The 10,951-nt window shown below is 69.1% G+C and carries 16 protein-coding genes; 10 read left to right on the forward strand and 6 right to left on the reverse strand.

The window, feature by feature from the left end; all coding sequences use genetic code 11:
- Window positions 1-18 precede the first annotated feature (18 nt).
- Window positions 19-966: a GlxA family transcriptional regulator gene (locus BM109_RS26740; protein ID WP_093349541.1), complete on the forward strand. Its 948-nt coding sequence runs from the start codon at window positions 19-21 to the stop codon at window positions 964-966.
- Window positions 967-987: 21 nt separating this feature from the next.
- On the opposite strand, the gene BM109_RS26745 is transcribed toward BM109_RS26740, so the two are convergent.
- Window positions 988-1,362, reverse strand: coding sequence for a nuclear transport factor 2 family protein (locus BM109_RS26745; RefSeq protein WP_093349545.1), 375 nt, complete (start codon window positions 1,360-1,362; stop codon window positions 988-990).
- A gap of 103 nt (window positions 1,363-1,465) precedes the next feature.
- Between BM109_RS26745 and BM109_RS26750 the strand changes: the two genes are divergently transcribed.
- The 3 genes from BM109_RS26750 (at window position 1,466) to BM109_RS26760 (ending at window position 3,918) form a co-directional block, all read left to right on the forward strand.
- A complete protein-coding gene (locus tag BM109_RS26750) occupies window positions 1,466-2,416 on the forward strand; it encodes a LysR family transcriptional regulator (protein ID WP_093349548.1) in 951 nt (316 codons plus the stop codon).
- Between the two features lie 131 nt (window positions 2,417-2,547).
- A complete protein-coding gene (locus BM109_RS26755) occupies window positions 2,548-3,312 on the forward strand; it encodes a meso-2,3-butanediol dehydrogenase (RefSeq protein WP_093349551.1) in 765 nt (254 codons plus the stop codon).
- A gap of 117 nt (window positions 3,313-3,429) precedes the next feature.
- The gene (locus BM109_RS26760; protein ID WP_093349553.1) at window positions 3,430-3,918 is read left to right on the forward strand and encodes a hemerythrin domain-containing protein; all 489 of its coding nucleotides are present in this window, start codon (window positions 3,430-3,432) and stop codon (window positions 3,916-3,918) included.
- A 37-nt stretch (window positions 3,919-3,955) separates the two neighbouring features.
- Here the strand turns inward: BM109_RS26760 and BM109_RS26765 are convergent, their stop codons facing one another.
- Both BM109_RS26765 and BM109_RS26770 read right to left on the reverse strand, forming a co-directional pair.
- The gene (locus BM109_RS26765) at window positions 3,956-4,174 is read right to left on the reverse strand and encodes a hypothetical protein (RefSeq protein WP_093349556.1); all 219 of its coding nucleotides are present in this window, start codon (window positions 4,172-4,174) and stop codon (window positions 3,956-3,958) included.
- 54 nt (window positions 4,175-4,228) lie between these two features.
- Entirely contained in the window at window positions 4,229-4,606 is a 378-nt protein-coding gene (locus BM109_RS26770; protein WP_093349558.1) for a hypothetical protein, read from the reverse strand.
- A gap of 236 nt (window positions 4,607-4,842) precedes the next feature.
- Here BM109_RS26770 and BM109_RS26775 point away from each other — a divergent pair, with 236 nt between their 5' ends.
- The 4 genes from BM109_RS26775 (at window position 4,843) to BM109_RS26790 (ending at window position 8,118) form a co-directional block, all read left to right on the forward strand.
- Window positions 4,843-5,310, forward strand: coding sequence for a ferritin-like domain-containing protein (locus BM109_RS26775; protein ID WP_093349562.1), 468 nt, complete (start codon window positions 4,843-4,845; stop codon window positions 5,308-5,310).
- 2 nt (window positions 5,311-5,312) lie between these two features.
- Complete coding sequence (locus BM109_RS26780) at window positions 5,313-5,519, forward strand: hypothetical protein (protein ID WP_093349564.1); 207 nt, start codon at window positions 5,313-5,315, stop codon at window positions 5,517-5,519.
- A gap of 54 nt (window positions 5,520-5,573) precedes the next feature.
- Window positions 5,574-5,756 (forward strand): DUF3606 domain-containing protein, encoded by a 183-nt coding sequence (locus BM109_RS26785; RefSeq protein ID WP_093349567.1) that lies wholly within the window; start codon window positions 5,574-5,576, stop codon window positions 5,754-5,756.
- 67 nt (window positions 5,757-5,823) lie between these two features.
- Window positions 5,824-8,118 carry an FdhF/YdeP family oxidoreductase gene (locus tag BM109_RS26790; RefSeq protein ID WP_093349569.1) on the forward strand — a complete coding sequence of 765 codons (2,295 nt, stop codon included), beginning with the start codon at window positions 5,824-5,826 and terminating at the stop codon, window positions 8,116-8,118.
- A 21-nt stretch (window positions 8,119-8,139) separates the two neighbouring features.
- On the opposite strand, the gene BM109_RS26795 is transcribed toward BM109_RS26790, so the two are convergent.
- Both BM109_RS26795 and BM109_RS41335 read right to left on the reverse strand, forming a co-directional pair.
- Complete coding sequence (locus BM109_RS26795; protein ID WP_093349572.1) at window positions 8,140-8,349, reverse strand: DUF3606 domain-containing protein; 210 nt, start codon at window positions 8,347-8,349, stop codon at window positions 8,140-8,142.
- A 90-nt stretch (window positions 8,350-8,439) separates the two neighbouring features.
- A complete protein-coding gene (locus BM109_RS41335; RefSeq protein ID WP_177239467.1) occupies window positions 8,440-8,697 on the reverse strand; it encodes a DUF2934 domain-containing protein in 258 nt (85 codons plus the stop codon).
- A 297-nt stretch (window positions 8,698-8,994) separates the two neighbouring features.
- Between BM109_RS41335 and BM109_RS26805 the strand changes: the two genes are divergently transcribed.
- Window positions 8,995-9,489 carry a low affinity iron permease family protein gene (locus BM109_RS26805; protein WP_177239468.1) on the forward strand — a complete coding sequence of 165 codons (495 nt, stop codon included), beginning with the start codon at window positions 8,995-8,997 and terminating at the stop codon, window positions 9,487-9,489.
- 43 nt (window positions 9,490-9,532) lie between these two features.
- The gene (locus BM109_RS26810; RefSeq protein WP_093349581.1) at window positions 9,533-10,405 is read left to right on the forward strand and encodes an SDR family oxidoreductase; all 873 of its coding nucleotides are present in this window, start codon (window positions 9,533-9,535) and stop codon (window positions 10,403-10,405) included.
- A 3-nt stretch (window positions 10,406-10,408) separates the two neighbouring features.
- Here the strand turns inward: BM109_RS26810 and BM109_RS26815 are convergent, their stop codons facing one another.
- Window positions 10,409-10,945 carry an RNA polymerase sigma factor gene (locus BM109_RS26815; protein WP_177239469.1) on the reverse strand — a complete coding sequence of 179 codons (537 nt, stop codon included), beginning with the start codon at window positions 10,943-10,945 and terminating at the stop codon, window positions 10,409-10,411.
- Window positions 10,946-10,951: the final 6 nt, after the last annotated feature.

Raw genomic sequence — 10,951 nt, forward strand, 5'->3', positions numbered from 1 at the left:
CGTGCAACGAGGTGTCGGATGATTCGTGTCGGCGTGGTGATCTATCCCGGTTTTCAGCTGCTCACCCTGGCGGTGGTCTCGGTGTTCGAGTACGCCAACATGTCGCTGGCCGAGCCGCTGTATGTCCACACCCTGCTGTCCGAGCACGGCGGGCCCGTCCGCTCCTCGTGCGGCGTGGAGGTCGGCACGGTGCCGTTCGGCAACGCGCGCTACGACACCGTGCTGGTGGTCGGCGATACCGTCGTGACCGAGGGCTCCCCCGCCATGCTGGGCTTCCTGCGCAAATCGGCGCGCCGCGCGCGGCGCATGGGCGCGGCCTGCACCGGCGCCTTCAACCTCGCGCAGGCCGGGCTGCTCGACGGCAAGCGCGCGACCACGCACTGGGCCCACGTGGTCAAGATGCGGCGCCATCACCCGGAGGTGCTGCTCGAGGAGGACAGCATCTTCGTGCAGGACGGCAGCGTCTGGACCTCGGCCGGCGCCACCGCCTGCATCGACCTCGGGCTGGCCCTCGTCGAGGAGGACTGCGGCGCCGACGTCGCCAAGCTGGTGGCGAAGCGCATGGTCGTGTACCACCGGCGCACCGGCGGCCAGTCGCAGCATTCCGCGCTGCTCGAGCTGCGCCCGCGCACCGACCGCATCCAGAAGGCACTCACCTATGCGAAGAGCCATCTGACGAACGAGCTCTCGCTCGAGGAGCTCGCCGAGGCCGCCAGCCTCAGCCCGCGCCAGTTCGGCCGCGTGTTCAGGGAGGAGACCGGCCAGACGCCCGCCAAGGCGATCGAGCGGCTGCGCACCGAGACGGCACGGCTGATGATCGAGTCGCAGCTGCTGCCGATCGAGACCGTGGCGCGCGACACCGGCTTCGGCGATCCCGACCGCATGCGCCGGGCCTTCCTGCGGGCCTATGGGCAGCCGCCGCAGGTCATTCGCCGGGCCAATCGGTCGGAGGCGCGGCGCGCCTGAGCAGGCATGCCGCTGCGCGTCTCAGTCGAAGGTCCGCGCCACGAACGACGACTTGTTCGTGATCGACCAGCGGCCCTCGACCTCGTGCATCACGAAGTGATCGTTGAAGAGCTTCTGGCCGATCCGGACCTTCACGGTGGCCGTCGAGAGGCTGTCCGAGATGTGCGCCATCGAGAGGATCGCCTCCTCGCGCGGCGAATCCGTCGAACCGGGGCTCGGCCTCCCGTGGATGAGCGCCGCATAGTCGGTCGACGACAGGGTCTGCAACTCGCCGTCCTGAAGCCACTGGACGAGGCAGCTCGGATGGAAGACCTGGTGGAAGTCGCGGCTCTTCGGCTCGTAGGCGAGATGGAAATAGTCGTCGATCAGGGCGGCGACGGCTTGGGTCTGGGTCATTGCGAAATCTCTTTAAGGGATGGAAGCTTCGTATGGTGAAAGCTCCTCCCCTTCCCCGCTACCGCGAATCGGGCATTGCTGCCATTACAGGAACACATGGATCATGGAAGACCTCGATGGAGGACTCGTAGGCGGCCTGCTGGTGCTGGCCGCGGTCGCCGACTGCAAGAGCTTCAGTGGTGCCGCCTCGCGCCTGGGCCGGACACAGCCCGCGGTGAGCCGCGCCATCCAGCGGCTGGAAGACCGGCTGCGCGCGAAGCTCGTGCATCGCACCAGCCGGCAGGTCGAAGTGACGGATGCGGGGCACGCGTTGCTGGCGAAGGTGCTGCCCTTGCTCCAGGGCATCGAGGAGGCAACGGTCGGCGCGTCGGCGCAGACCTCGGTCGTCGACGGAACGCTGCGCGTGGCCTGCGATGCGGTGTTCGCCCGCCTCGTGCTGGCGCCGGAGCTGGCCGAGTTCCTCCAGCGCCACCCCGCGCTTCAACTGAAGCTGGAGACGCGCAACGATCTCCCGGACCTGGTGAGCGACGGATTCGATCTCGCCATCCGGTTCGGAGCGCCGTCGGTGTCGACGCTGGTCTGCCGCAGGCTCTACAGCCCGCGGATCCTGACCGTGGCCGCGCCCGCCTACCTCGCGCAACGCGGCCGGCCGGTGTCGCCGCAGGACCTGGTCGATGGCGGCCATGAATGCATCCATGCCATCGACCCGTCCACCGGCCGGCTCTTCGACTGGGAGTTCTGGCGCGGCGACGAGAAGCTGAAGGTGGCCGTGCGCGGCAGCCTGACGGTCACCGATGCGGGCACCAAGATCGGCGCCTGCCTCGCGGGCTACGGCATCGCGCAGGTGATCGACCTCGGCATCGAAGCGCACCTGCGCGCGGGCACGCTGGTGCCGGTGCTGACGGACTGGCCCGACGAGACCTTCCCGCTCTATGTCTACTACCCGGGCAGGGAGCACGTTCCGGCCAAGGTCAGGGCGTTCATCGATTTCGTCGCGCGCATGATGCCCGGGCCGCAATCCGAGGGACACGCAGCCTGCCGGCAACGCGCCTGAGCAGGCACCGCGCGATCTTTGCCAGCCACCGCCCCGCAGGCGCGCGTCCGACAACGCAATCGCCGCGCACCGACACCGCGCGCCGCTTCGGCTGCCCAAGCTGCGGCGCTTCAATGTCCAGGAGCAGCAGCATGCAACGTTTCATCGATCGCGTCGTCATCGTCACGGGCGCCGGTTCCGGCATCGGCGAGGCCACGGCCCGCCGTTTCTCGCAGGAGGGCGCCAGCGTCGTGCTCGCCGGCGACACCAAGGCCAAGCTCGAGCGCGTCGCCGCCGACCTGCCGCCCGAACGCACGCTGGTCAAGCTCACCGACGTGTCGAACTACAAGCAGGTGCAGGCCCTGGTGGCCGCCACCATCAAGCGCTTCGGCGCGCTGCACGTGCTGTTCAACAACGCCGGCATCGCGGTCGAGGGCAGCGTGACCGAGGCGCCCTTCGACGGCTGGGCGAAGACCATGGCGACCAATGTCGGCGGCGTGTTCCACGGCTGCCGCGCGGCCATGCCGCACCTGATCGCGAGCCGCGGCTGCATCGTCAACACCGGCTCGGTCTCGGGGCTCGGCGGCGATTGGGCGCTCGGCTTCTACAACGCCTCGAAGGGCGCGATCGTCAACTTCACCAAGGCCCTCGCGCTCGACCACGGCAAGGACGGCGTGCGCGTCAACGCCGTCTGCCCGAGCCTGACCTTCACGCCGATGACGGAGGACATGAAGGGCGACCGCAAGCTAATGGCGAAATTCCGCGAGCGCATTCCGCTGGGGCGCGGGGCCGAGCCTTCGGAGATCGCGGCGGTCGTGGCCTTCCTGGCGAGCGACGACGCGAGCTTCGTCTCGGGCGTGGCGCTGCCGGTGGACGGCGGGCTCATGGCCTCGAACGGGCAGCCCAACATGGCCTGAGGCGGCGCGCTCGCGGGATGCGTCATTCCTGCGTGGCGATGCGCTGCAGGCCTACGCGATGCGGGCAACCCCGAACCGAGTGTCATGGCTCCCACGAAACCCAACCAGGAGCCCCACATGACCACCAAACGCGCCGAACCCGATGCCTGCAGCCTGCTCGACACCGACCACAAGAACGTGAAGAAGCTGTTCACGGCCTACGACGAACTCGCCGGTTCGAAGGCCGCGAGCGCGACCGCGAAGAAGCGCCAGCTGGCGCAGCAGATCTGCGCCGAACTCACGGTGCACACCCAGATCGAGGAAGAGATCTTCTATCCGGCGGTGCGCGAAGCGATCAAGGAAACCGACCTGCTCGACGAGGCCGAGGTCGAGCACGCCAGCGCCAAGGACCTGATCGCCCAGATCCAGGACGCCGAGGAGATCGACGAGATGTTCGATGCCAAGGTCAAGGTGCTCGGCGAATACATCGACCACCACGTCAAGGAAGAGCGCAACGAGATGTTCCCCAAGGCGCGCGCGGCCAAGGGCCTGGACCTCGTGACGATGCGCGAGCTGATGGCGGCGCGCAAGGAAGAGCTGATGGCCGAGCTCACGGCGGCGGCTTGATTCATCGCGCCCCGTATCGAGCCCGCCGCGTGCGGGCTTAATCCGTGCGCTCGGCCTTCGAGAGGGCCGCCCTGCCCTCCGGTGTCACCCGAAAGATGATCGAGGGGCCCTGGGTCAATGGAACGCCCGGCGGCGGAAGCCGCGCCTCGATCAGGCCCGCAGCCTCGAGAACGATGGCGTTGCGGATGTCGGCCTCTTCATGAAGCGCGAGCGGAAACTGCGAATCCTTGATGCGGCGTAGAAAATCCATCGGCATGGGTGACCTCCGACGGGCGCGGATGATAGCCAAGACCGCGGGGGTTGCGCCATGTCATTTCACTACCGAATGCCCGGGAATGGGTTCCGCGCCCGCTCCGGCCTTGCGCCCCCGGCTCGACCGCGCGGGCCGACGGCTGGGCATTTCCCCGAGGATGCCCGGCTGCTGACGCTGCGCGCGCGTCAACGCGGAGAGCCCTTCGGCGGTCACTTCGAGCACGATGGCGCGCGGAATGTAGAACTCGCCCGTTCGCTCCCGCAGCGGCCGATCGAAGGTCGCCCGCACGAGGCCCGCGGCCTCCAGCGAGAGCAGCTGTTCGATCTCGTCGCGCGAGGTGGCTTCGGCCGGCAGCCGCCGCTGCCAGAAGGTGGCCAGCAGCTTCATGCTGACGAGCACCCGCTGCTGCCGTTCGCTGAGCATCTTCGAACGCATTCCTGCCACCTCCCGGTCGAAACCGAATCCTTGCCCCCTGCACCGGGTTATCGGCCACGGGCCGAGCGACAGGCGTAGGCGCGTTTCCGGTTCCCGCGACGTCCAGGCGCCCTGCGCATTCCGGGGCCGTCGGTGCGCCACGACGAGCTGGCGCGGCGGGCACCTACACGGCGCCCCGGGCCCGAGCCCCACCGTGAGGCATCGATCAGTCAACCAACCCACCCAGGAGCTACACCATGACCACCGCATCCATCACCAGCGACGAAGTCCTGTCGATCCTCAACGACCTGCTCGAGAACTCGCGCGACGGCGAATACGGATTCCGCGCCTGCGCCGACGAAGTCGAAGACACGCAGGTCAAGCAGGTCTTCGAGAACCGCGCGGTCCAATGCGCCGCGGCCGCCGAAGAGTTGGCCACCCTGATCCGCGCGCTCGGCGGCAAGGCGGACCAGGGCGGCAGCGTCAGCGGCGCGTTGCATCGCGGCTGGGTCCATGTGAAGGGCACGCTGGGTGCGGACAGCGCCCTGTCGATGCTCGAGGAGTGCGAACGCGGCGAAGATTCGGCCGTCGCGCGCTACCGCAAGGCGCTGAAGAACGACCTGCCCGCCGAAGTGCTCGCCGTCGTGCAGCGGCAGGCCGACGGTGCGCAGCGCAACCACGACCAGATCCGCGACCTGCGCGACCAGTACAAGGCCAAGGGCTGAGCATGGCCACGCGCAAGCCCATGTCGCCCGTGAACATCGAGCAGAACCGCGAGGTCGGCATCGACACGCCGCTGGACGGCAGCCGCATGGGTCGCGAGGCCGGAAAGCCCTCGGGCGATCCGGGCGAGCGCGGCCACGATGCGCCCCCGCCCGGCACCGAGGGCGCCAAGCCGCCCGCCCAGACCCGGCGCAACGGCGAGAAGGCCTAGCCGGCCGGTAGGCGCCTTGTCGCTGCTCATCGAGTCAATCCCTCAGGAGGTCCCATGACAGACGATCCCAAGAAGACCGCGCTCGATCGCAAGCTCATCGCGCTGCACGAACCCCATGAAGTCCGTTCGTGGACCCAGAGCCTGGGCTGCACCGAGACCCAGCTTCGCGACGCGGTGAAGGCCGTCGGCAACTCAGCCGACGAGGTCCGCCAGTACCTGGCCGAGAAACTCAAATGAAGCGTCTTCGACGGCGCGAGGACCTCGCGCGGCAGCCCCATCCCGGTCCTGGCCAGCGCTCGACGCAGTGAACGACGCGGCGAGCTTCGAGACCTACGAACATCCGGCCGGCGGCTGGGGTTCGCTGAAGGCGGTGGGCAGCATCCTGCTGCGCGAGCACATTCCCATCCTGGGCGCGCGGGCCCTGCTCCAGCAGAACAAGCCCGATGGCTTCGCCTGCGTGAGCTGTGCCTGGGCCAAGCCCGGCCATCCGCGCACGGCCGAGTTCTGCGAGAACGGCGCCAAGGCCACGGCCTGGGAGCTCACGGCCAAGCGCATGCCGCCGGCCTTCTTCGAGCAGCACACGGTCACGCAACTGCTCGGCTGGAGCGACCACGAACTCGAAGCCGGCGGCCGTCTCACCCGGCCGATGCGCTGGGATGCCGCGAGCGACCGCTACCTCGAAATCTCGTGGGACGATGCCTTCGCGGAGATCGGCGCCGAGCTGCGCGCGCTGCGCCGCGAGGATCCGGCCTCGGTGGTGTTCTATGCCTCGGGCCGCGCCTCGCTCGAGACCAGCTACCTCTACCAGCTGCTGGCGCGGCTGTACGGCAACAACAACCTGCCCGACAGCTCGAACATGTGCCACGAGACCACCTCGGTGGCGCTGCCCGAGACCATCGGCGTGCCCGTGGGCACGGTGCGGCTCGACGATTTCGAACATTGCGATGCGATCTTCATCTTCGGCCACAACACCGGCGTGAGCAGTCCGCGCATGCTGCACCAGCTGCAGGAAGCCCGCCAGCGCGGCGCGAAGATCGTCACCTTCAATCCGCTGCGCGAACCCGGGCTGGTGCACTTCGCCAACCCGCAGTCGCCGGTGCAGATGCTCACGCCCGCCGAGACGCAGGTCAGCACCCAGTACCTGCAGGTGCGCAACGGCGGCGACTTGGCGGCGCTGGCGGGCCTGTGCAAGGCGCTGGTGGCGGCCGACGATGCGGCGCTCGCGGCAAGCACGTCGCGCGTGCTCGATGCCGACTTCCTCGCCGCGCACACCGAGGGCTTCGAGGATTTCGCGGCCTGGCTGCGCGAGGTGTCGTGGACCACCATCGCCGCGGAATCGGGCCTGTCGCGCGCGGCGCTGGAACAGGCGGCCGCCACCTTCGCCGAGTCGCGTGCCGTGATCGGCATCTACGGCATGGGCCTGACGCAGCATGTGGAGGGCGTCGCGAACGTGCAGATGGTGTCGAACCTGCTGCTGCTCGGCGGCCATATCGGCCGGCCTGGGGCGGGCATCTGCCCGGTGCGCGGCCACTCGAACGTGCAGGGTCAGCGCACCGTGGGCATCACCGAGAAGCCCGAGCTCGCGCCGCTCGACGCGATGGCGAAGCTCTACCGCTTCGAGCCGCCGCGCGAGAAAGGCCTCAACACGGTGGAGGCCTGCCGCGGCGTGCTCGACGGCTCGGTGCGCGCCTTCGTCGCGCTCGGCGGCAACTTCACGCGCGCCGTGCCCGACACCGATCGCATCGAGCCCGCATGGAAGAAGCTGCGGCTCACCGTCAACATCGCCACCAAGCTCAACCGCAGCCATCTGGTGCACGGCGAGGTGTCGTACCTGCTGCCCTGCCTGGGCCGCATCGAGATCGATCGCCAGGCGGGCGGCGAGCAGTCGGTGTCGGTCGAGGACTCCACCGGCGTGATGCATGTGTCGCGCGGCGTGGCCGAGCCCGCCGCCCACACGCTGCGCTCCGAGGTCGCGATCGTCGCGGGCATCGCGCTCGCCACCTTGCCGCCGAACCCGGCCGTGCCCTGGGAGGCCTGGGCCGAGAACTACGCACGCATCCGCGAGCACATCGCGCAGGTGCTGCCCGAGGTGTTCCATGACTTCAATGCGCGGCTGGAAGATCCGGCGGGCTTTCCTCGGCCGCTGCCCGCGCGCGAGCGCGTGTGGAAGACGAAGAACGGCAAGGCCAACTTCAAGGGCTATGGCCTGTTGCGCGAGGGCGCGGCGCCATCGCAGCAGGTGCTGCGGCTCATGACCTTGCGCAGCGACGACCAGTTCAACACCTCCATCTACAGCCTCGACGACCGCTTCCGCGGCATCCACGGGACGCGCCGCGTGCTGCTGATGAACGTGCTCGACATGGCGCGGCTGGCGCTGGCCGAGGGCGACATGGTCGATGTGAACGCCGAAGGTTTCGAGGACGCCGAGCGCCGGGTGAGGGGTCTGCGCGTCACGCCCTACGACCTGCCCGAGGGCTGCGTGGGCGGTTACTACCCTGAGTGCAATCCGCTGATTCCGCTCGAGCACTTCGCGCGCCAGAGCATGGTGCCCGCGGCGAAGGCGATTCCCGTGCGCGTGGCGCGCAGCCCGGTCGCCTGAACGCCGCGTCCGGCGTCATCGTCAGTCCTTGCCGGTGGCGTCGGTGCGCTCCGCATTGGTGGTGCTGCGCGAACCCTTGAGATGGAGTTCGATGTCCGAGGCATTCGGGCCGACGGCACGAATGGCCTCCTCGACCTGCTCGACGGTGGCGTCCAGCTTGCGGGCGAGTTGCGCGACGTCCGCGGCGGACTTGGCATCGATCTTCGGCGAGGCATCGTTGTGAAGGGTCATGAAAGTGCTCCGGAAATCGGGTTGTGAACAAAGGCGTGGGCCAGCGCCGCAAAGCTGAGACGGTCGCCACGACCGCGCGGCCACCGGTCTTCAGGACCCGGATCGGGCCTTCACTTCGGCCTCCGCGTCCAGCCAGTCCTGCTCGGCGTTGCCCTCGGTCTTTCCGCGGCGCTCGTAGGCGGCATAGGCGGCTTCGCGGATCGCCTGTTCCCGGTCGGTCTCGCCGGTTTCCTTCGGCGCAGCCGCCGCGGCGTCGTCCAGGCCTTCGGTGAGCGAATCGACCGGTGGGTTCGCGCCACCCGCCGGCGCGACCAGGGGCTGGTCGCCGCCATTCTTCGAACTTGCCATCTGAGGCTCCTTGCAGTGTTGGGTTCGATGGACGGTAAGCCGGCCAGCCGGCAGCTCCGTCTCTTCTTTGCGAACAATCTCGTAGGAGCAGGTCCCCCCGCGCCGACATGCCGTCGGCGGCGCGCGCGCCACGGGCGCAGGCGCACTCCTGCAAGAGGATGCGCGCGAGGATGTCGCGGGCGGGCCGCCGTCGCACGCACGCTGCCACGGATCGCAGGAGCACTCGCCCATATGTCAGACATCCAGCCTTTCCCACGCCCAGACCCTCGAGAGGACGACGATGGCCCCGTGGGCGGCATGCCCAACACCGCCACCGTCGCCTATGCCGGCAGGTCGCTCTGGCTCGCGCGCTTCGATCGCTTCGCCAGCCGCGTCACGCGCTGGGCCGGCACGCCGACCGCCTTCTGCGTCGCCCTGATGGCGGTGGCCGCCTGGGCGCTGTGCGGGCCGCTGTTCAAGTTCTCGGAGAACTGGCAGCTGGTGATCAACACCGGCACGACGATCGTGACCTTCCTCATGGTGTTCCTGATCCAGCAGAGCCAGAACAAGGACAGCGTGGCCGTGCACCTCAAGCTCGACGAACTGCTCGCCACCAGCCAGCGCGCGAGCAATCGCATGATCGGCATCGAGGCGCTGGACGAGCAGGAGCTGCAGCGCGTGGCCGCCTTCTATGCCCGTCTCGCGGAACGCGCCAAGGCCGGCAACCTGACGTCCGAGGCCGCGCAGAAGGTGGCGATGGGCAGGGACATGGCCAAGTGCGCGGGACGGTCGGAGCCCGCGGCGCGCCCCTGAGAACTTCCCCCTTTCTTCCCTTGACATGCACAGAGGACCCGCCATGACCGATCCCCGCGAAGCAGGCCCGAGGCCGCCCTTCTCGACCCCCCAGCAGCAGCCGCCCGGCCTCGAATCCGAGATGTCGCCGCGCCCCGACTTCGGCGAGACCTCGTACGTGGGCGCCGGTAAGCTGCTTGGCAAGGCGGCCCTGATCACCGGCGGCGACAGCGGCATCGGCCGCGCCGTCGCGCTGGCCTTCGCGCGCGAAGGCGCCGACGTGGTGATCTCGTACCTGGCCGAAGAGGAATCCGATGCGCAGGTCACCTTGGGACTTGTCGAGGCCGCAGGACGCCGGTGCGTGCTCGCGCCCGGCGATATCCGCGAGGAGGCGCAATGCCAGGCCCTCGTGGCCACCACGCTCGAGCACTTCGGGCGCATCGACGTGCTGGTGAACAACGCCGCCTTCCAGATGTCGCACAAGTCGCTCGAGCAGATCAGCGCCGAGGAGTTCGACCGCACCTTCCGCACCAACGTCTACGCGAACTTCTACCTCTGCAAGGCCGCGGTGCCCCATATGAAGCCCGGCAGTTCGATCATCAGCACCGCCTCGGTCAATGCCGACAAGCCCAATGCCACGCTGGTGGCCTATGCCGCGACCAAGGGCGCGATCCAGAACCTCTCGGGCGGCATGGCGCAGCTGCTCGCCGACAAGGGCATCCGCGTGAACTGCGTGGCGCCGGGGCCGTTTTGGACCCCGTTGATCCCCTCGACCCTGCCGGCCGGCAATGTCCGGGAGTTCGGCACGCAGACGCCGATGAAGCGCCCGGGCCAGCCGCGCGAGCTGCAGGCCGTCTACGTGCTGCTGGCCTCCGACGAGGGCAGCTACATCTCGGGCGCGACGATTCCCGTGACCGGCGGCGTGCCCTTCCTCTGAGCCCTAGGCCGCGCAGCGCGCGAGCGGCAGGTGCAGCAGCGCCTGGCGCAGCGTGGTGTCGACCCGTCGCAGCGACAGGCCGTGGCGCACCGCCACCTCCTCGCGCGTGAGCTCGTGCACCCGCAGCGCCACCAGGATGTGCTGGTGACGCAGCGGCAGCACCTGCATCGCGCGCTCCACGGCCTGGAGATCGGAGCGCGCCTCGGCGATCAGCTCCGGCCCGGGCGACTGGTCCGCCAGGTGCTCGAGCGTTTCCTGCGCGCCATCCGCCGACTGCCACGGCCGCTCCGCGCGCAGCCGGTCCATGGCCGCGTTGCAGGCGACGCGGTAGACATAAGCCAGCGGGCTCTGCACGCCCGCGAAGGCCGCGCCGGCCAGCCGCAGCCAGGCGTCGTGCAGGCTCTCGCTGGCCGCGTCGGCGCTGCCCAGGTGGCGTGCGAGCCGGCGGTGCAGCTGCGCGTAGTTCGCCACCAGCAACGCCTGGAAGTCCGGCGACGGCGCACGGTCGATCCCTGCGGCATCGCCGCAGGGCACGGACATCGGCGA

The organism is Variovorax sp. PDC80 (assembly GCF_900115375.1).
Lineage (GTDB): Bacteria > Pseudomonadota > Gammaproteobacteria > Burkholderiales > Burkholderiaceae_C > Variovorax.